At 32.6% G+C, this 20,363-nt stretch carries 23 protein-coding genes and 1 tRNA gene; 21 read left to right on the forward strand and 3 right to left on the reverse strand.

The window, feature by feature from the left end; translation table 11 throughout:
* Positions 1 to 26 precede the first annotated feature (26 nt).
* Positions 27 to 164 carry an SPJ_0845 family protein gene (locus D7I45_RS06200; protein WP_162924077.1) on the reverse strand — a complete coding sequence of 46 codons (138 nt, stop codon included), beginning with the start codon at positions 162 to 164 and terminating at the stop codon, positions 27 to 29.
* An 88-nt stretch (positions 165 to 252) separates the two neighbouring features.
* Here D7I45_RS06200 and uvrC point away from each other — a divergent pair, with 88 nt between their 5' ends.
* The 8 genes from uvrC to D7I45_RS02855 all read left to right on the forward strand — a co-directional run bounded on the left by uvrC (position 253) and on the right by D7I45_RS02855 (position 9,582).
* Positions 253 to 2,040 carry an excinuclease ABC subunit UvrC gene (uvrC, locus tag D7I45_RS02820; RefSeq protein ID WP_120784242.1) on the forward strand — a complete coding sequence of 596 codons (1,788 nt, stop codon included), beginning with the start codon at positions 253 to 255 and terminating at the stop codon, positions 2,038 to 2,040.
* 72 nt (positions 2,041 to 2,112) lie between these two features.
* Positions 2,113 to 3,405: a GTPase ObgE gene (gene obgE / locus D7I45_RS02825; protein ID WP_120784243.1), complete on the forward strand. Its 1,293-nt coding sequence runs from the start codon at positions 2,113 to 2,115 to the stop codon at positions 3,403 to 3,405.
* Between the two features lie 85 nt (positions 3,406 to 3,490).
* On the forward strand, positions 3,491 to 4,426 hold the full coding sequence (gene rnz / locus D7I45_RS02830; protein ID WP_120784244.1) for a ribonuclease Z: 936 nt from the start codon (positions 3,491 to 3,493) through the stop codon (positions 4,424 to 4,426).
* Between the two features lie 13 nt (positions 4,427 to 4,439).
* The gene (gene recJ / locus D7I45_RS02835; protein WP_120784245.1) at positions 4,440 to 6,746 is read left to right on the forward strand and encodes a single-stranded-DNA-specific exonuclease RecJ; all 2,307 of its coding nucleotides are present in this window, start codon (positions 4,440 to 4,442) and stop codon (positions 6,744 to 6,746) included.
* Between the two features lie 17 nt (positions 6,747 to 6,763).
* A complete protein-coding gene (locus tag D7I45_RS02840; RefSeq protein WP_120784246.1) occupies positions 6,764 to 7,282 on the forward strand; it encodes an adenine phosphoribosyltransferase in 519 nt (172 codons plus the stop codon).
* 37 nt (positions 7,283 to 7,319) lie between these two features.
* Positions 7,320 to 7,407, forward strand: a tRNA-Ser gene (locus D7I45_RS02845).
* 558 nt (positions 7,408 to 7,965) lie between these two features.
* Positions 7,966 to 9,132 carry a hydroxymethylglutaryl-CoA synthase gene (locus D7I45_RS02850; RefSeq protein ID WP_120784247.1) on the forward strand — a complete coding sequence of 389 codons (1,167 nt, stop codon included), beginning with the start codon at positions 7,966 to 7,968 and terminating at the stop codon, positions 9,130 to 9,132.
* Between the two features lie 9 nt (positions 9,133 to 9,141).
* A complete protein-coding gene (locus D7I45_RS02855) occupies positions 9,142 to 9,582 on the forward strand; it encodes a nucleoside 2-deoxyribosyltransferase (protein ID WP_340137537.1) in 441 nt (146 codons plus the stop codon).
* Here D7I45_RS02855 and lexA read toward each other — a convergent pair.
* Positions 9,579 to 10,214 carry a transcriptional repressor LexA gene (lexA, locus tag D7I45_RS02860; RefSeq protein WP_120784249.1) on the reverse strand — a complete coding sequence of 212 codons (636 nt, stop codon included), beginning with the start codon at positions 10,212 to 10,214 and terminating at the stop codon, positions 9,579 to 9,581. The two genes, D7I45_RS02855 and lexA, sit on opposite strands and share 4 nt — an antisense overlap.
* Before the next feature lie 86 nt (positions 10,215 to 10,300).
* Here lexA and D7I45_RS02865 point away from each other — a divergent pair, with 86 nt between their 5' ends.
* Together D7I45_RS02865 and D7I45_RS02870 are read left to right on the forward strand one after the other, a co-directional pair.
* Positions 10,301 to 10,552, forward strand: a complete 252-nt coding sequence (locus D7I45_RS02865; protein ID WP_120784250.1) for a DUF896 domain-containing protein — start codon at positions 10,301 to 10,303, stop codon at positions 10,550 to 10,552.
* A 70-nt stretch (positions 10,553 to 10,622) separates the two neighbouring features.
* Positions 10,623 to 10,841 carry a YneF family protein gene (locus D7I45_RS02870; protein ID WP_120784251.1) on the forward strand — a complete coding sequence of 73 codons (219 nt, stop codon included), beginning with the start codon at positions 10,623 to 10,625 and terminating at the stop codon, positions 10,839 to 10,841.
* A 36-nt stretch (positions 10,842 to 10,877) separates the two neighbouring features.
* On the opposite strand, the gene D7I45_RS02875 is transcribed toward D7I45_RS02870, so the two are convergent.
* A complete protein-coding gene (locus D7I45_RS02875; protein ID WP_120784252.1) occupies positions 10,878 to 11,507 on the reverse strand; it encodes a lysophospholipid acyltransferase family protein in 630 nt (209 codons plus the stop codon).
* Positions 11,508 to 11,592: 85 nt separating this feature from the next.
* Here D7I45_RS02875 and D7I45_RS02880 point away from each other — a divergent pair, with 85 nt between their 5' ends.
* From D7I45_RS02880 to rseP, 11 genes are all read left to right on the forward strand, one after another.
* On the forward strand, positions 11,593 to 12,351 hold the full coding sequence (locus D7I45_RS02880) for a tRNA1(Val) (adenine(37)-N6)-methyltransferase (RefSeq protein ID WP_120784253.1): 759 nt from the start codon (positions 11,593 to 11,595) through the stop codon (positions 12,349 to 12,351).
* On the forward strand, positions 12,335 to 12,625 hold the full coding sequence (locus D7I45_RS02885) for a GIY-YIG nuclease family protein (protein ID WP_120784254.1): 291 nt from the start codon (positions 12,335 to 12,337) through the stop codon (positions 12,623 to 12,625). The genes D7I45_RS02880 and D7I45_RS02885 overlap by 17 nt, the downstream gene beginning before the upstream one ends.
* Positions 12,626 to 12,685: 60 nt before the next feature.
* Positions 12,686 to 13,684, forward strand: a complete 999-nt coding sequence (locus tag D7I45_RS02890) for a D-2-hydroxyacid dehydrogenase (protein ID WP_120784255.1) — start codon at positions 12,686 to 12,688, stop codon at positions 13,682 to 13,684.
* 156 nt (positions 13,685 to 13,840) lie between these two features.
* Positions 13,841 to 14,587 (forward strand): 30S ribosomal protein S2, encoded by a 747-nt coding sequence (gene rpsB / locus D7I45_RS02895; protein WP_120784256.1) that lies wholly within the window; start codon positions 13,841 to 13,843, stop codon positions 14,585 to 14,587.
* A gap of 114 nt (positions 14,588 to 14,701) precedes the next feature.
* On the forward strand, positions 14,702 to 15,577 hold the full coding sequence (gene tsf, locus D7I45_RS02900; protein ID WP_120784257.1) for a translation elongation factor Ts: 876 nt from the start codon (positions 14,702 to 14,704) through the stop codon (positions 15,575 to 15,577).
* 141 nt (positions 15,578 to 15,718) lie between these two features.
* Positions 15,719 to 16,441, forward strand: a complete 723-nt coding sequence (pyrH, locus tag D7I45_RS02905) for a UMP kinase (protein WP_120784258.1) — start codon at positions 15,719 to 15,721, stop codon at positions 16,439 to 16,441.
* 3 nt (positions 16,442 to 16,444) lie between these two features.
* Positions 16,445 to 17,008, forward strand: coding sequence for a ribosome recycling factor (gene frr, locus D7I45_RS02910; protein ID WP_120784259.1), 564 nt, complete (start codon positions 16,445 to 16,447; stop codon positions 17,006 to 17,008).
* A gap of 24 nt (positions 17,009 to 17,032) precedes the next feature.
* Positions 17,033 to 17,431 (forward strand): hypothetical protein, encoded by a 399-nt coding sequence (locus tag D7I45_RS02915; RefSeq protein ID WP_120784260.1) that lies wholly within the window; start codon positions 17,033 to 17,035, stop codon positions 17,429 to 17,431.
* Between the two features lie 66 nt (positions 17,432 to 17,497).
* Entirely contained in the window at positions 17,498 to 18,256 is a 759-nt protein-coding gene (locus D7I45_RS02920; RefSeq protein ID WP_120784261.1) for an isoprenyl transferase, read from the forward strand.
* A gap of 14 nt (positions 18,257 to 18,270) precedes the next feature.
* Complete coding sequence (locus D7I45_RS02925; protein ID WP_120784262.1) at positions 18,271 to 19,062, forward strand: phosphatidate cytidylyltransferase; 792 nt, start codon at positions 18,271 to 18,273, stop codon at positions 19,060 to 19,062.
* A 17-nt stretch (positions 19,063 to 19,079) separates the two neighbouring features.
* Positions 19,080 to 20,351 (forward strand): RIP metalloprotease RseP, encoded by a 1,272-nt coding sequence (gene rseP, locus D7I45_RS02930; protein ID WP_120784263.1) that lies wholly within the window; start codon positions 19,080 to 19,082, stop codon positions 20,349 to 20,351.
* Positions 20,352 to 20,363 lie beyond the last annotated feature (12 nt).

A 20,363-nucleotide genomic window follows, 5' to 3' on the forward strand; every position in this document is an offset into this window, starting at 1 on the left:
TAAATTGTGAAGCCTAAATTTTACTGTTATTTCTTTTTCTTTTTATCTGATTTTTTATCCTTATGTTTTAAGAATTTATCACGTTTTTTATCGTTAGAATCAATTCTAGCAAATTTATCAAACATTGCATTTAAGTCATTATTTCTTTGAATGTTTAAACCCATTGTATGCATCTCCTTATTTTATGATATATAATATCAAAATAGCAGAGTTTTGTCATATTGAAAACGATTTTCAATTGAGGTGATAATTATGGCAACTCCACATATTGAACATAAATTAACTTTGCTTCCCGATTTACCAGGATGTTATTTAATGAAAAACAAACTGGGAAAAATTATATATGTTGGGAAAGCAAAAAACTTAAAGAATCGTGTTAGATCATACTTCAAAAGTAGTCATGAAGGAAAGACTGCTAAATTAGTGTCACAGATTCGTGACTTCGAAACTATTATAACATCAACTGATAAAGAAGCTTTCTTATTAGAAATTACTTTAATTCAAAAGCATCGTCCTTATTACAATATACAATTAAAACAAGGACACGGTGGATATCCATATATTAAGATAACTAACGAAACGGATCCACAAATCAAAATAGCCAATACTATTAAAAGAGATGGTGGTTATTACTTCGGTCCATATCCTAATGTATATGCTGCTGATGAAACATTAAATTTCCTACAAAAGGTATATCCTTTAAGAAGATGTAATGGATTTCAAAATCGTCCTTGCTTGTACTATCACATGGGACAATGTTTGGGAGCATGTTTTAAAAAGGTTCATAAGTCAGTATATGATGAACAAATTAAACATATTAAATCATTTTTGAATGGTGATGTAAGTATAGCAAAGGAAATGTTAACAAAGAAAATGTTAGATGCTTCCAAAGATTTGCAATACGAACGTGCTGCTGAAATTCGTGATCAATTAAAATATATTGAAATTACCGTAGAAAAGCAAAAGATTATTTCTAATGATTATACACATAGAGATATCTTTAATTATTATGTAAATCACGGATGGATTTCAATTCAAATTTTCTTTATTAGACAAGCACGACTACTTAAACGTGTTAAGAGAACCTTTCCTATTGCTGATACAGCTAAGGAATCTATGGAAAACTTTATTGTACAATTCTATTCACAAGAAAATCACCAACTTCCTAAAGAAATTTTGGTTCCTGAAAGTTTGGATACGAATTTAATATCTGATACGCTAGATGTAGCAGTTCGTGTACCTAAGCGTGGTCAAAAGAAAGACCTATTAGATATGGCTGAAAAGAATGCCAAATTAGTCTTAGATGAAAAATTCCGTTTAATGGAATTAGATAATATTAAGACAGTTGGTGCAATGGACGAATTATGTGTAGCATTGAGTATTCCAAAGGGTCGTACAATAGAGGCATTTGACCATTCTCATATTCAAGGAGCAGATTTAGTTTCTGCCATGGTACAATTTGTAGATGGAAAGCCAAATAAGAATGCTTACCGTAAATATAAACTACGTAATGAAGACCATGCTGACGAAGCAGCAAGTACTCGAGAAGTTATACGTCGTAGATACACTAGATTGTTGAAAGAACATGCTGCTATGCCAGACTTAATTTTAATGGATGGTGGAGATATCCAGTTAAACGCGGTAAAGGATGTTTTGGAAAATGAATTAGGATTATCTATTCCGGTTGCAGGGATGGTTAAAAATGATAAACATAAGACTGCTGATCTATTATTCGGAGAATTAGATGAGCATGTTTCTCTAAATCCTAGAAGCCAAGCATTTTACTTAGTACAAAGAGTACAAGATGAAGTCCATCGCTTTGCTATTAATTTCCATCGTCAAGTTCATACTAAGCATTCATTAAGTTCTGAATTAGATACTATTGAAGGAGTTGGACCTAAAACTAGAAATAAGCTTTTGAATGAATTTAAATCTATGAAGAAAATTTCGGAAGCTTCATTGGATAAAATTGAATCATTAGGTATTCCAACTCAAACTGCAAAAAATATTAAATATACTTTAAGTAACATTGAAAAATGATGCTAAGTATTTACTGAGTTAAAAAATACAGTTATACTAAACTATAAAATAAAAAGATAGAGCGGAGATAAAATGTTTGTAGATCAAGTAAAAATTAATGTTAAATCAGGAAAGGGAGGTAACGGAATCGTTGCCTTCAGAAGAGAAAAATATGTTCCTAATGGTGGACCTGCCGGAGGAGACGGTGGTCGCGGTGGAAGTGTTATCTTTGCCGTAGAAACCGGAATGAGTACCTTAATGGACTTTAGATATAAACGTAAATTTAAGGCCGACAACGGTGCTGATGGTGGAAATAAAAAAATGACCGGTAAAAGTGCCGATGATTTATATATTTATGTACCAGAAGGAACTTCAGTATATGATGACAATACTAATAAGTTATTGTTTGATTTAGTAAACCCAGATGATAAATTCGTAGCCCTAAAAGGTGGCCGTGGAGGTCGTGGAAACACTCACTTTGCTTCTGCTAAGAATTCAGCACCTGAAATTGCTGAAAATGGTGAACCTGGTGAAGAATTAAACGTACGACTAGAACTAAAAATGTTAGCTGATGTTGGTTTAGTAGGATTCCCATCGGTAGGTAAATCTACTTTGCTTTCTACTATTACAACAGCTAAGCCTAAAGTTGCTCAATATCATTTCACTACATTAGTTCCTAATCTAGGAATGGTAAGATTGGATGATGGTCGTGACTTTGTTATTGCTGACTTACCAGGACTTATCGAAGGTGCATCATCTGGTGTTGGTTTAGGATTCAAATTTCTAAGACACGTAGAAAGAACTAGAGTTATTTTGCATCTAGTTGATATGAGTGGCCAAGAAGGCAGAAGTCCTTATGAAGATTACAAGAAGATTAATGATGAATTATCCAAATATGATGATAATTTATTAAAACGTCCACAAATTGTGGTTGCCACAAAGATGGATATGCCTGATTCAGAAGATAATCTAGCAGAGTTTAAAGAACAAATTAAACAAGATGATGTAGCATATGAAGTTCTTCCTATTTCATCTGTAACTCATAAAGGATTAAAGGAATTAATTAGTAAGACTTCAGACTTACTAGAAACAACTCCTAAATTCCCAATTACTGATGTGGAAGATGTTAAAGACGATGAAGTTGAATACAATGCTGATGAAGAAGCACCATTTAACATCAAACGTGATGAAGACGGTGTATGGGTATTGTATGGAGATAAGATTGAAAAACTATTCCAAATGACTGATACTACTCATGATCAAAGTATGTTACGTTTCGCAAGACAACTTAGAGGAATGGGTGTAGATGATGCACTAAGAAAACACGGTGCTAAAGATGGCGACTTAGTTTCTATCTTAGACTTTACATTTACTTTCGTGGATTAATTAAAATGATGGGGTAATCCCATCTTTTTTTATGTGCTACAATTTATATATATGTTTAACGCTTATAGAAAAGGAAAAATGATTTATGCAATTAGAATTTTTAGGAACTGGGTCAGGAGTCCCTGGTAAATTTAGAAATGTATCTTCAACTGCTTTAAAACTACTAGATGAATGTAATTCAGTCTGGTTATTTGATTGTGGGGAAGGAACTCAACAACAAATTTTAAGAACTAACTTAAAGCCAAGAAAAATTAATAAAATATTTATAACTCATTTACATGGGGATCATATTTTTGGTTTGCCTGGTTTATTGAGTTCTAGATCATTTCAAGGTGGAAATACACCACTAACTATATATGGCCCAAAAGGGATTAAAGATTTTGTTAGAGTTAGTTTAAGCGTGTCACAAACTAAACTATCCTATAAAATTAATTATGTAGAAATAAAACAACCAGGAGTTATTTTGGATGATGATAAATTTAAAGTAACCATTGGTAGATTAGATCATCAAATTGCTTCATATGGTTTTAGAGTAGAAGAAAAGGATCATCCAGGTGAACTTTTAGTGGATAAATTAAAAGAAGCCGGTATTCCATCAGGACCTGTATATGGAAAAATTAAGAACGGCCAAACTGTTACTTTAGATGATGGAAGAGTGATTGATGGTAAACAATACATTGGACCTGCACAAAAAGGACGTACTGTAACTATTATCGGAGATACTAGAAGTAATCTTTCCAGTTATAATTTGGCACAAAATGCCGATGTATTAGTTCACGAAAGTACTTTTGGTAAAGGTGAAAGTCGTTTAGCACACAGTTATTATCATTCTACTAATATGCAAGCTGCTAAATTAGCTAAAAAGGCTGGAGTACACAAATTATTATTAACTCATATCTCTGCAAGATACACAGGTGGTATGGCATATGAACTACAAAAGCAAGCCAGATCTATTTTCCCTAACTCTAGAGTAGTAAAGGATTTTGACATAATAGATATTCCATTTGATAAAAATAATTAAAAGGGTTGATTGAATGCTATCCGCAAATTTTAATTGGAAACATAAAAATACTGATGTTTCTGAAGACGCCATAAATATTGGTAAGAAAATAGGTATTAGTTCAGCAATTGTCGAATCATTAATCCAACGTGGTTATGATGATGAAGAGAAAATAAATTCATTTCTAAATCCACAATTAAGTGATTTAAGAGATCCGTTTTTATTACATGATATGAAGAAAGCATGTGACCGTATAAAAACTGCTATCGAAAATAATGAAAAAATTACCGTTTATGGTGATTACGATGCTGATGGAATAACTAGTACTTCGGTTATGTATGAAACCCTACAAAATTTAGGGGCTAACGTAGACTATTTTGTTCCTAATCGTTTTACTGATGGTTATGGTCCTAATCCAGATGTTTATAAACGATTGATAAATGATGGAACTAATTTAGTGGTTACGGTTGACAACGGAGTGTCTGGTAATGAATCAGTGGCTGTAGCTAATGAATTAGGTTGTGATGTAATTATTACTGATCACCACGAATTGCCTGATAAATTACCAGATGCTTATGCAATTGTACATGCTAGATATCCAGGGGATGAGTATCCTTTTGGTGAATTTTCTGGAGTAGGAATTGCATTTAAAGTGGCAACAGCCTTATTAGATGAAGTACCAGAAGAATATTTAGATTTAGCTGCTATTGGAACGGTAGCAGATTTAGTGTCATTAACCGATGAAAACCGTATTTTAGTTAAATATGGTTTACAAATGATTGCTAATACAGAACGCCCAGGATTATATAGTTTAGGAAAATTAGCCGGCTTAAAAGGTGAGTTAAACGAAGAAAGTATAAGCTTTGGTTTAGCACCTCGTTTGAATGCTTTGGGACGCATGGGTGATGCAAGTAGTGGAGTAGAACTTTTAACTACTTTTGATGATGAAAAAGCTGATGCATTAGCTCATGATACAGAAGAACAAAACAAAAGACGTCGCAAATTTGTAGAAGATATTACTACGGAAGCTGTAATACAAGCACAAACCCAAAATGATGATGCAGTGCAAGTCGTATATGGCCAAAATTGGCACGAAGGTGTAGTTGGAATTGTGGCAAGTAGATTGGTAGAAAAATTCCAAAAGCCTAGCTTAGTGCTTAATTTAGACTCAAATACTGGGATATTAAAGGGATCTGGAAGAAGTGTAGAAGGATTTAATTTATTTGATGCACTAAATGGTGTTAGAGATAAAATGATATCATTTGGTGGTCATGCAATGGCTGTTGGTCTAAGTGTTGATGAAGAACATATAAACGAAATTAGTCAACATTTAAATGAATATGCAAAAACACATAAATTAGATGCAAATGCTAAGTCAGATTTATTAATATCTGGAAGATTAAAATGTGAAGATGTTAATGAAGAATTGTTTAATCAACTTCAATTGTTAGCACCTTTTGGAACCGATAATGAATATCCGGTGTTTGAATTTAGTCCTAATATGGTTACTAATATTCAAACTATGGGTAAAGATAATAGTCATTTGAAGTTTCAAATGGTAGATAAGCAAGGTAAGGTTAATGTATTAGCATTTAAGCATGGCTCACAAGCTAATGACTTAATCAATAACTGTGATAATGTTTTAGTGGCTGGACATTTAGACAAAAATACTTGGCGTGGTAAAACTACTATACAAATCATGTTAGATGATATGCGTAGTAGTGGTATTGAGATAATTGATAAACGTACACACGTATTAGCTAAGGAAATGTTTAAGCCAACTGGAAATTACATTTTCTTTAGTGAAAAGCTATATAAAAAGTTAAGTCCGTTTGTGAACAATAATTCTACTAGTAGCCTATATTCCAATTTGTCTTCACAGGATAAATTTGATAATATATTAATTGTCGATTGTCCAAATGATGTGTCGCATCTAGAAGATGCTTTGAGTAAAATTAGTTTTAATAGCGTGACATTTTATCTATTTAAAAATCATTATATTTTTAAAAAAGGGATGCCAAATCGTACACAATATGCTAAACTATTTAAGTTCATTAAGACGCATAACGATATTCAGATACATGATAAGATAAACAAAATTGGTAGTTATTTAGATATCGATGTACAAACATTAATTTTTATGATTAATGTATTTAATGATTTAAATTTTGTTTATATAGAAAATGGAATTATGAATTATAATCCTGATCTGGTTAATACAGCTTTAACTGAAAGCCGAGTATACCAGGATAGAGAGAAACAAATTGAAACTGAGAAGAAACTTTTAGCTGTTAGTGGTGAAAAGTTTAAGCAAAACGTTCGAATTTGTTTGGATAAGTGAAAGGAAGTTATTGACTAATGGCACTTGATTTGCATGATTATGTTGCAAGTTATGAAAATTTTCCAGAACCTGGTGTCTTATTTAGAGACATTTCACCACTTATGGAAGATGGAAAAGCATACCATCAAGCTACTGATGAAATAGTTAAGTATGCTAAAGAAAAAAAGGTCGACTTAATTGTTGGTCCTGAAGCTCGTGGCTTTATTGTGGGTTGCCCAGTTGCTTATGATTTAGGCATTGGATTTGTACCTGCAAGAAAGAAAGGTAAATTACCAGGTGAAACAGTAGAAGCTTCATATGGTTTGGAATATGGAAAATCCTCTTTATACCTTCATGCTGATGCTGTTAAACCAGGCCAACGAGTATTAATCACCGACGATTTACTTGCTACTGGTGGTACTATTGAAGCTACAATTAAACTAGTTGAACAACTTGGTGGAATTGTAGTAGGTACTGCATTTATTATTGAAATTGAAGCTCTAAAAGGTAGAGAAAAAATAAAAGATTACGATATACTAAGTCTTTTAAAATATTAACAATTATGGAATGTGCCTTAGTGGCGCATTCTTTTATGGAGAGTTGGCAGAGCGGTAATGCATCGGACTCGAAATCCGACGAACCGGTTTTTCCCGGCGGGCAGGTTCGACTCCTGTACTCTCCTTTAAACAGTGTTCATATGTTTTCATATGATGCTAAAATCATTGGTAATCTAGGATTATCAATGATTTTTTATTTATATAAGTTGCTGAATTAATATCAAAGGGCATTCAAAAGATCATTCAATTTTTTGTTAAAAATTAAGATAATTAGTAAGCTTTTTAACAGCATCCTTATTAACTGCTTTTGGTGAACAATAGTGGACTATTTAATGAAAAAAGCTTTTAATTTATTTTGTAATAATTGGTATTTTAGGTTGCTTGTTAACTGATCTTATTAATGAATATATCAATAATAGATTTATAACTTTATTATTAATTTTATAATATAAGCAAAAAAGAAAAAATTTATGGATTCAATAAATTAATTGTCACCACCAAGTTCAAAACAATTATTTTCTGAATTTTGGTGGCTGCATCCAAAATAATAAAAATGTTTAATTATTTAAAAAGGCCTACTAATTTAATTATTAGTAGGTTTTTTATTACGCGTATTTTTTGTTATCATTAAGGAACCATAGTATAATTATTATATTAAAAAATGGAAAGTGTGGATTGTCATTATGAGTGTTGGAATTGATAAAATGAGTTTTTTCTCTTCAGATATGTATTTAGACATGGTTGATTTAGCTAATGCAAGAAATGAAGATCCTAATAAATACTTAATTGGTATTGGTCAAAAGAAACAAGCGGTTATACCTAACACACAAGATGTTGTAACCATGGCTGCTAATGCCTGTGAAAAAATTATTGATGACGATAATCGTAAGAAAATTGATTTAATAATTTTTGGAACTGAAACAGGTGTAGATAACTCTAAGTCTGCGGCTATTTATTTACAAAACATGCTAGGATTAAGCAGACGTGCAAGAGCTTTCGAAGTTAAACAAGCTTGTTATGGAGCTACTGCTGGACTTCAAATGGCTAAAGAGTATGTAACTAACCATCCAGACAAACAAGCATTGGTTATTGGAGCAGATATTGCCAGATATGGAATTAAAACACCTGGAGAAGTAACTCAAGGTGGCGGTGCTATGGCAATGGTAGTTTCATCTAATCCATCCATGTTAGAATTCGAAGGCCCAAGTACATTCTATTCAGATGATATTATGGACTTTTGGCGCCCTTTATACCGTACTGAAGCAGTTGTTGATGGTCATTATTCCAATGATGTTTATGTTAAGTTCTTTAAAAACACTTGGGATGAATATAAGAAGATTACGGGATTATCTATAGATGACTTTAAGGCAATGACTTTCCATCTTCCATACACCAAGATGGGGATTAAAGGTTTGAGAGCCATTTTAAATGAAGCTGATGAAGATAAACAAGAACATCTTAAGCAAGAATTCGAATACGGTAGAAAATATAATGAAAATGTTGGTAATTTATATACTGGATCATTATATTTGAATGTATTGTCATTATTGAATAATTCAACAGACTTACAAACAGGGGACCGAATTGGATTGTTTAGTTACGGATCAGGTGCCCAAGGAGAATTCTTCTCTATGAAGTTGAAGGACGGATTTAAGAATGATCAATTAGCTGATCAAATAGATACCGACTTGAAGAATAGAAAACGAGTTTCAGTTGAAGAATATGAACGCATTTTTAATAACTGGATTCCTATTAAAGATGGCGATATTAATTTGGATTATGAAAATGACAGTGCTGATTTCTTCTTGAAAGGTGTTAAGAATCACCAAAGAATCTATGGTAGAAAGTAGGATATAATTATGAATTTATATTTAGCAGGACCTTTTTTTGATGATGAACAAATTGATAGGGTGGAACGTGTAGAAAAAGCCTTAAATCAAAATACGACTGTGGATAATTTTTTCAGTCCTAGATTGTCTACTGTGGATAAAAGTCTTGAAGTCGGTAGTGATGAATGGTCTAAAGCAGTATTTAAGCTGGACGTTGATGAAATAAAAAAAGCTGATGCAGTTATCGCAATTATCGACTTTGTTGACGACAATGTTGATAGCGGCACAGCTTTTGAAATTGGATATGCACATGCTATTAATAAGCCTGTTATTTTATTCCATGAAAAAAGTGGTAACGTTAATTTGATGCTATCTAATGGTTCAAATTCTTATTTAACAACAATTGATGATATTGTTAAATTTGATTTTGTAAAAATACCTGAATATAAATACAACGGTAAAGTATTTTAAAAGATTGAATCACGATATAGGCCAACTACTTTACCCAAAACAGTTACTTTGTTTAAAATAATTGGGTCCATATTATCGTTTTCTGGTTGCAATCTGTAATGATCCTTTTCCTTAAAGAATCGTTTGCAGGTTGCTTCGTTATCTTCAGTCATAGCGATAACAATATCACCATTTTCTGCGGTGGATTGTTTTTTAACAATTACTTTATCACCATTTAATATTCCGATATTAATCATGCTTTCACCTTGAATGGTTAGCATAAAAATGTCACTGGAATTTTCATACTGATCGGGTAAAGAGAAATATTCGGATGTGTCTTCAACAGCTAGAATAGGTTCTCCGGCTGCAACAGTTCCAAGTACAGGAATTTTTCCAGGATGTGAGTTTACACCCATTTTTTTCATACCAAGTTCGGTGATTTCTATCGCTCTTGGTTTTGCTGGATTTTTGACGATATATCCTTTTTTCTCTAATCTACTTAAATGACCGTGAACAGTTGATGTTGATGATAAGCCAACAGCTTCACATATTTCTCTAACAGTTGGAGGATAACCTTGGTTGTTGATTCTTTTCCAAATAAATTTTAAAATAGCTAATTGTTTAGAAGATTTTTCTTCTTTTGAAAAGGCCATATGAATACCTCATTTCATCGTGTATATTATCAATAATATAGCACATAGTTAAAATAAAAACAAATGTTCGTAAGGAAGTGATATAAATGTCAGAAGATCCAATTTTAAAGAAACTTATTCCTAGAATTAATGAGTTAGCTCATAAAGCTAAATCCGATGGATTAACCAAACAAGAAGAAGCTGAAAGAGCTGACCTTAGAAAAAAGTATTTGAAACGCTTTAAGGAAAACATGAGAAGCCAAATTGAAATGGTACAAGTGTACAACAAATCTGGAAAGGAAGTTACTCCAGAAAAAGTTAAAGATGTTCAAAGAAAGAAAGGTTTACGAGACGATTAAAACTTTTTTTGAATTTAGTAATTAATTTGTGTAAAATTAATTGTATAAAGTAATGGGAGGAGGAAAACCTATGTCCACATTCTTATGGATTATTTTAGTTATCGTTGCCTTATTAGTAGGTGTAGCCGGTGGATTTTTCATGGCTCGTAAGTACATGGAAAAGTATTTAAAGGATAATCCCCCAATTAACAAGGATCAATTAAGAGCAATGATGTTGCAAATGGGTCAAAAGCCTTCAGCTAAGAAACTAAACCAAATGATGAACAGCATGAAAGCTCATGCTAAATAATAAAAAAGGACTTAAATTTGATTTAAGTCCTTTTTTCTATTTATTTTTTTGCTTTGCAGGATCTACATAATGGAAACTAGGGTCAATTTCATCATCTAACTTATCAAAAGCATCTTGCATTTGCTTTTCAATCATCTTTTGACCTTCCTCATTAATCTTTACATTCTTATCTAAATAAATGGGGTCACCAAAATTAATAATAGCATCTTTTCTTGAGAATAATGTTTTAAAGGTTAAAGGTCCTTGATAAACAGCTGGAAGAAGAGGCTTCTTAGATAATTTAGCAATCAAAGTAGCTCCACCCTTTAAAGTTTGAGAATGTCTAGTTCCAGAAGGGAAAATGATTAGTGATTTATCACTTTTTTGTAAAACTTTGACAGGTTCTTTAATAACAGATGGGCCTGGATTTTCTCTATCTACGCTTAATACGTTTGCGTGTACTAAGATATATCTTAAAAAGGGATTTTTAAAAAGTTCTTTTTTTGCCATAAAAGCAAATTCTCTTGGACTTGCTGCTAGGGCGAAATACAAAGGATCAAACCATGTTCTGTGGGGTGCAACTAAAATGTAGTTACCTTCCGGAATCCTTTGCTTATTTTTAAATTTAGGCATTCCATTAATTGGATACAAAATAATTCTTGCAAGTATCTTTAAAAAAGAATACATACTATAAACTCCTCTCGTACTTTATAATTTAATAGTATTCTATTATCATTATACTATGCAAGAAAAAATAAGGTAGGTTATTTCATTGAATGATTTTTTGAAAGAAAATGAGCGAATTGATGAACTATATAGTAATGAAGTAAAGATTATACAAAATCCTAATGTATTCTCATTTTCCTTGGATGCTGTCCTGCTGGCTGAATTTGCAAAAGTGCCAGCTAAGGCTAAATCTAAGATTGTAGATTTGTGTGCTGGAAATGGTGCAGTAGGACTATTTATGTCACATAAGACACGTGGAAAAATAGTTGAAGTGGAGTTGCAGGATAAGTTAGCTGACATGGCTCAGAGAAGTGTCGAATTAAATGATTTAACAAATAAAATAACAATAGTAAACGACGATTTATCTAATGCATTTGAACATATAGATAAAGATTCAGTGGACATGATAACTTGTAATCCACCATATTTCCCTGATATAAAGAGTAGCAAAAAAAATCCTAATCCATATTTAGCTATTGCAAGACATGAAATAACCACTAATTTATCTTCAATACTGGAAATTTGTGAAGGATTGTTAAAAACTAACGGTAAAGCGTTTTTTGTTTATAGACCAGATCGATTACCTGAGTTGATAAATGTGATGTCAGATCATCATGTAATGCCTAAAAAGTTACAATTTGTATACCCAAGAATGGGAAAAGACGCAAATATAGTACTAATTGAAGGCATAAAGAGCGGCAAAAAGGGTGGCTTAAAAGTTTTACCACCAATTTATGTATATAAAGAAAATTCAAATGAATATACTAGTTATATAAGGGAAGTACTCTATGGAAAAAACAAATAATTATTTTATGTATGTTTTATTGTGTGGAGATAACTCCTTGTATGGTGGCTTTACCACTGATTTAAAGCATCGGCTTAAGCAGCATCAAACTGGAAAAGGTGCAAAATATACAAAATCTCACTTACCAGTAAAAATGATATTTTCTAAACAATTTGATACTAAGCATGATGCATTGAGTGCAGAATATCATTTTAAACATCAAAGTAGGAAAAAGAAGATTGAATATTTAATCGAACAAGGAATTAATGTTAAACAATATGGCTTAAAAGTTTAAGAATCATTATAAAATGTTATAATGAATTCGATAGATGAATTTGTATTGGAGGTTTCTAAATTGAAAATTATTGCTTATGGAATCAGAAATGATGAAAAGCCATTCTTAGAAGAATGGAAACAAAACAATCCGGAAGTGGAAGTAAAAGTTGAAACCAAACTTCTAGATTCATCAACAGTAGACGAAGCTAAAGGCTTTGATGGTGTTGTTGCATACCAACAAAAACCATATACTGCTGAAATCTTAGACAAATTAGGTGAATTTGGTATTAAGTCACTTTCTCTACGTAACGTTGGTGTTGATAACGTTGATGCTGATGCTGCTAAGAGAAACAACATTACTGTAACTAATGTTCCTGCTTACTCACCAAATGCTATTGCTGAATTAGCAATCACAGAAATTATGCGTTTACTAAGAAACACTAAACGCTTTGAAGATAAGCAACGTTCTGGTGACTTAAGATGGGCTCCAGAAATTGCTGAAGAATTAAACAAGAAGACTGTTGGTGTTCTTGGTACAGGTAGAATTGGTCGTGTACTTATCGACATCTGCCGTGGATTTGGTGCTAAGGTAATTGGTTACGATCCATTTAGAAACCCTGAATTGGACAAACAAGGTATCTATGTTGATACACCTGATGAATTATTCAAACAATCAGATATTATTTCTTTACATGCTCCAGCTGTAAAGGAAAATGAACACATCGTTAATGAACACACATTATCATTAATGAAAGATGGTTCATACATTATCAACGCTGCTAGAGGTTCACTAGTTGATACTGATGCATTAATTAAGGCATTAGATAGTGGCAAATTAGCAGGTGCTGCATTAGATACTTACGAAGATGAAGTTGGTGTATTTAACGTTAACTTCGATAGCTTCGATGATATCTCAGACGACAGATTAAAGAACTTAATGAAACGTGACAATGTTTTAGTAAGTCCACACATTGCTTTCTACACTAAGACAGCTGTTAAGAACATGGTTCAATTATCAATGGATGCCAACCGTGACTTAATTAACACTGGTAAATCAGATAAAATTGTTGAACTTTAATTTTCTCTTGATTATTTAGAAAGTTTAAGATACAATAATATTCGGTATTTATTACCAATTCACACCTGACGCGATAGATTAGACGGTGCTTTTAAATAAGTTTCTGATCTATGAGACCGTTAGGGAGGAAAAAACTATTTTTGGAGGGCTATTAACATGGCTGTTATTTCTATGAAACAATTACTAGAAGCTGGTGTACATTTTGGTCACCAAACTCGTCGTTGGAATCCTAAGATGAAGAAATACATCTTTACCCAACGTAACGGTATTTACATTATCGATTTACAAAAGACTGTAAAGATGATTGATAGTGCATACAACTACATGAAGGATGAAGCTGCTAAGGGCGCTGTTGTACTATTTGTTGGTACTAAGAAGCAAGCACAAGATTCAATCCAAGAAGAAGCTGAACGCGCTGGTCAATTTTACGTTAACCATCGTTGGTTAGGTGGAACTTTAACTAACTGGGATACTATTCAAAAACGTATCAACTACTTAAAGGATCTTAAGAAGATGGCAGAAGATGGCACTTTCGAAAGATTACCTAAGAAGGAAGTTTCTCTTCTAAAGAAGAAGACTGACAAGCTTGAAAAATTCCTTGGTGGTATTGAAGATATGCCTAAGGTTCCAGATGTTATGTTTGTTGTTGATCCTCGTAAAGAACAAATTGCTGTTCACGAAGCTCACAAACTAAACATTCCTATCGTTGCTATGGTTGATACTAACACTGATCCTGATGACATTGATGTTATTATTCCATCAAACGATGACGCTATTCGTGCCGTTCGTTTAATTACTTCTAAGATGGCTGATGCTATCATCGAAGGTAACCAAGGTGAAGAAAACGTTAGCGAAAAGACTTTTGAAAACGCTGATGAAAAAAATGAAAGTGAAGACAAATAATATTTTAATATATTAACTTGTTTGAACACTTAGGCTGACTCATGTTTTTGGACCGATAAGGCCTGGGATGAGTCGGCCTTTTTTATTGATAAGAATAATAAGGAGGCCATTAAAATGGCAAAAATTACTGCTGCTCAAGTAAAGAATTTACGTGACAAGACAAGTGTAGGTATGATGGACGCTAAGAAAGCTTTAGTTGCTTCAGATGGTGACGAAAAGAAAGCTCTTGAATTCCTACGTGAAAAAGGTATTGCAAAGGCTCAAAAGAAGAGTGACAAAGTTGCTGCCGCTGGTTTAACACGTGTTGTTGAAAACGGAAACGACGCTGCTATCGTTGAAGTTAATGCTGAAACTGACTTCGTTTCAGGTAACGATGACTTTAAGAACTTAATTGACTTAATTGCTGCTAAGATTCTTGAAGCAAAACCTGCAAACGTTGAAGAAGCTTTAGCTTTAGATGTTGATGGTGAAACTATTAATGATAAAATCATTAACACTACTCAAATCACTGGTGAAAAGATTACTCTACGTCGTTTCACTGTTCTTACAAAAGGTGACGACGAAAGCTTTGGTTACTACTTACACAACCAAGGTTTAATCGGTGCTTTAGTACAAGTTAAGAATGCTGATGAAACTGTTGCTAAACATGTTGCTATGCACGTTGCTGCAACTAAGCCAGAATACTTAACTAAAGACGATGTTCCAAGTGACAGATTAGCTTCTGAAAAGGAAACATTGAAGAAGGAAGCTCTAAACGAAGGTAAACCTGAAAAGATTGTTGAAAAGATGGTTGAAGGTCGTTTACACAAATTCTTATCTGAAATTTGTTTAGCTGATCAAGAATTCGTTATGGATTCTGACAAGACTGTAGCTGAATACGTAAAGGACAATGGCGGTGAATTATCTGCATTTGTTCGTTACGAAGTTGGTGAAGGTATTGAAAAACAAGAACAAAGCTTTGTTGACGAAGTAAACAGTCAAATTAAATAAAAAATTAAAAGGATACTTAAAAGTATCCTTTTTTTATACATATTTTCAATTAAATTAATTGTACTTATAATCTGTTTTTACTTTCTATATTATGCTAAAATTAAGGTAATGATTATGACTATGTAATGGAGGAACGCTTCAATGTCTGATATAAAATATAAACGTATTGTGCTAAAGCTTAGTGGAGAAGCTTTAGCCGGTGAAAAAGGTTTTGGAATTAATCCACCAGTTATTAAAAAAATTGCCGAAGAAGTAAAGAATGTCCATGATTTGGGTATTCAAATTGCTATTGTTGTCGGTGGTGGAAACATGTGGCGTGGAGTCACTGGTTCAAAACTTGGAATGGAAAGAACTCAAGCCGATTACATCGGAATGCTAGCAACTATTATGAATGGTTTAGCATTGCAAGAAAATCTAGAATCAATGGATGTTCCTACTCGTGTTCAAACATCAATTGAAATGAGACAAATTGCTGAACCATACATTCGTAGAAAAGCAGTTCGTCACTTGCAAAAGAACCGTGTAGTTATTTTTGCTGGTGGAACTGGTAATCCATTCTTCTCAACAGACACTACTGCTGCATTACGTGCCGCCGAAGTAAGAGCTGATGCCATTTTAATGGCTAAGAATGGTGTTGATGGTATTTACTCAGCAGATCCAAATAAGGATCCAAATGCTGTTAAATTTGACGAATTAACACAAATGGATATCATTAATAAAGGTCTAAATGTTATGGACACTACTGCAAGTTCATTATCCATGGATAATGATATTCCATTGGTTGTATTTAACTTAAACAAAGCCGGTAACATCGAAAAAGTTGTTAAAGGTGAAAAAATTGGAACTACTGTTAGGGGGAAATAAGAAATGGCAAGTCAAAAGGAAATTTTAGATAACGCTAAATCAAAAATGCAAAAATCAATTGCATCATTAAGAAAAGAATTAGCTACTATCAGAGCAGGACGTGCTAATTCAAGTTTACTAAATGGTGTTCAAGTAGAATATTACGGTGTACCAACTCCATTAAATCAAATTGCTTCTATAACTGTCCCAGAAGCAAGAGTTATTATGGTTAGCCCATATGACAAGAGTGCTTTAGACAATATTGAAAAAGGTATTCTAGAAGCTGATATTGGAATTAATCCTGCTAATGATGGTGACAATATTAGATTAGTAGTCCCACAATTGACTGAAGAACGTAGAAAAGAAGTTTCTAAGAAGGTTAAGGCTACTGGAGAACAAGGTAAAGTTGCTATCAGAAATGTTCGTAGAGAAGCTATGGACGCCGTTAAAAAGGGTAACAAGGATGACGAATTTAGTGATGATGTAGCTCATGATCTTGAAAACCGTGTACAAAAATTAACTGATGACCAAATCAAAGAATTAGAATCAGTTGTAGATGATAAAGAACAAGAAGTAATGAACGGATAATATTAATTTAGGAGGAGCCACAATATGCAAGAAAAAGAAGTCACTCCAGGTACTGAAGAATTTGGAAAAATGGTCTTCAAATTAAATGGAGACATGAATGACGATACCAAAGGTGCTCTAGCATACAATGGTAATCAACTGGAAGAAATTCAAGATGGTGTTTTCGTAATGCCAGTATTTGTTACTGATAAATTTAATCTTTTCTTGATTGTTTCTAAGTTAATTGAAAATGATTGGATTGTTGCATTTACTCAAGCAACTATTGAAAATGAAACAGAAGTTACTGATTTAAGTGATCCAATTCCTACTGGAAAAGGTTTAAATATGTTAGGTGAACAAAGTGCTGCTGATGCTAATCAATTACTAAAGTATTTTGAAACTTTAGCTGATAGTAATCGTGGTGAATGGAGATTAATCCAATAAAATAAACTTTATGAGTAAGGGTGAGGATTTATTCTCATCCTTTATTTGTATAAAATAGGTGGTATTATGTTTAAATTTAAGAAAAAGGCGAATGTGCAGTTAGATACAAACAACATTCCCAATCATATAGCTATTATTATGGACGGTAACGGTCGTTGGGCTCAAAAAAGACATCTACCAAGAATTGCTGGACATAAGCAAGGTATGAATGTAGTTAAAAAAATAACTAAATCAGCAAGTGATTTGGGTGTTAAAGTATTAACTTTGTACGCATTTTCTACAGAAAATTGGAAAAGACCAGATCAAGAAGTTAATTATTTGATGAGTCTTCCAGAGAAATTTTTTAATACATTTGTTCCTGATTTAGTGAAGAATAATGTGAAGGTAAACGTTATGGGATACACTGATATGCTTCCTAAATCAACACAAAAAGCAATTAATGATGCCATTGAAGACACAAAAGATTGTACAGGAATGATTTTAAATTTTGCGTTGAACTATGGTAGCCAAGATGAAATAGTTACAGCAGTTCAAAAAATATCACAAAAAGTGGTCGATGGTGAACTATCTGTTAGTGATATTTCTAAGAAGACTGTTGATAATAATTTAATGACTGCGGATTTAAATGAATTTGCTAACCCTGATTTGTTAATTAGAACTAGTGGTGAAGAAAGATTATCCAATTTTCTACTATGGCAATTGGCTTACAGTGAATTTGTTTTCGATGATACTATGTGGCCTGATTTCACTGATGAAAGCTTAAAAAAGTGTATTAGTGAATTTCAACAAAGACATCGTCGTTTTGGTGGATTAAAAAACAAGTAATTTAGGAGAATAATATGAAAACTAGAGTTTTAACAGCTATTATTGCCTTAATGATATTTGTTCCAATTGTATTATTAGGTGGTATATTTATAGAAATTGGTGCAATTGCATTAGGAATTGTTGCCATGTCAGAAATTTTAATTATGAAGAAAAAATTGGTAGTTTCACCTGAAGCTATATTATCTTTTCTAGGTGTATTTTTATTGATTGCACCAGATAAGTGGTTCAGTGGTATTTTCCATTCTTTCTTATCAGTTAATTTCATTTTTTATGTAATAGTAATGCTATTATTGCTAAGAAATGTGTTTACTAAAAACATGTTTTCTTTTGATGATGCGGGAGTAATTACACTAGCTATGCTATACATAGGTACTGGATTCCATTATTTTGTAGAAACTAGAAATGCTGGAATTGCCGTATTGTTTTATGCACTATTCATCGTTTGGTTAACTGATAGTGGTGCTTATATTTTTGGTAAGCAATTTGGTAAAAACAAATTAGCTCCACATGTTAGTCCTAATAAAACTTGGGAAGGATCTATTTGTGGTTCATTGCTAGGAACAATTGTTGGAACTATATGGATGTGCGCATTCCATATTGGAAATGTTTCTGTTGTTTCAGCTATTATCATCACTTTGATTCTATCTGTATTTGGACAATTAGGAGATTTAGTAGAATCAGCGCTAAAAAGATACTATCAAGTTAAAGATTCTGGTAAAATTCTACCAGGACATGGTGGTATTTTAGATAGATTTGATAGTTTATTATTTGTAATACCATTGTTGCATGTTTTTGGAATTATATAAAATAAGGAGCGATGCAAATGGTTATAACTATTTTGGCGTTCATAATTGTTTTTGGAATTTTAGTATTTGTGCATGAATTTGGTCACTTTATTGTGGCTAAAAAATCCGGAATTATGGTAAGAGAGTTTTCTATAGGTATGGGTCCTAAGATAATTTATTATCGTCATAATGAGACTACTTACACTATTAGAATTTTACCATTGGGTGGATATGTAAGAATGGCTGGAATAGCCGATGATGATTCACAAGAATTATCACCAGGAACTCCGGTAACTCTTAAATTAAATGACAAAAATGAAGTAGTACAAATTAATACTAGTAAAAAGCAACATGTGTTAGATGGATTGCCATTGGAAGTTACTGATGCTGATTTGCAACACAACTTATGGATTGAAGGATATCAAGATAACAGTGAAGAAGTTACAAGATATAAGGTAAACCATGATGCATTAATGGTTGAACATGACGGTACTAAAGTACAAATTGCGCCAGAAGATGTTCAATTTCAAAATGCTCCTGTTTTGAAGAAAATGATTACCAATGCTGCTGGAATATTTAACAATGTTATTTTGGCTATTGTTGCATTTTCGTTATTAGCTTTTCTTCAAGGAGGAGTAGCTAGTAACAGTAATTCAGTACAACCATTAAATACAAATTCAGTAGCTAGAGATGCTGGAATTCAAAATGGTGATCAAATTATTAGTATAGATAATGTAAAGACTAATAATTGGACTGAATTAAGTAAAGCGGTTCAAAATAGACCTAATAAAAAAGTAAATGTAAAAGTTAAGAGAAATAATAAAATTAGACAATATACTTTCAAAACTAGTTCACAAAAAGTGAATGGAAAATCAATCGGAATGATTGGCATTAACAATACACGAGATAAATCATTTTATGCTAAGTTAACCTATGGCTTTAGAGAAACTTGGAATATGACTAAGGCACTAGTGAGTGAATTGGCATACATGGTAAGCGGTCATTTTAGCTTAAATGATTTAGGAGGACCGGTAGCAATATTTGCAACCACTTCTAAAGCTACTAGTATGGGTATTGATGGAGTCGTTTATTTTATCGCATTCTTATCTATTAATTTAGCAATTATGAATTTGATTCCTATTCCTGCCTTAGATGGTGGTAAAATATTATTAAATATTATTGAAGCCATCAGAGGGAAACCAACTTCTGAAAATGTTGAAACTATTGTTACTTTAATTGGTTTTGCATTTCTAGTAATTCTAATGTTATTAGTAACTGTAAATGATATTCAAAGATACTTTTTACATTAACAAGTTATAAGG

The sequence above is a fragment of the Apilactobacillus bombintestini genome (assembly GCF_003627035.1).
GTDB classification, from domain to species: Bacteria; Bacillota; Bacilli; order Lactobacillales; family Lactobacillaceae; genus Apilactobacillus; species Apilactobacillus bombintestini.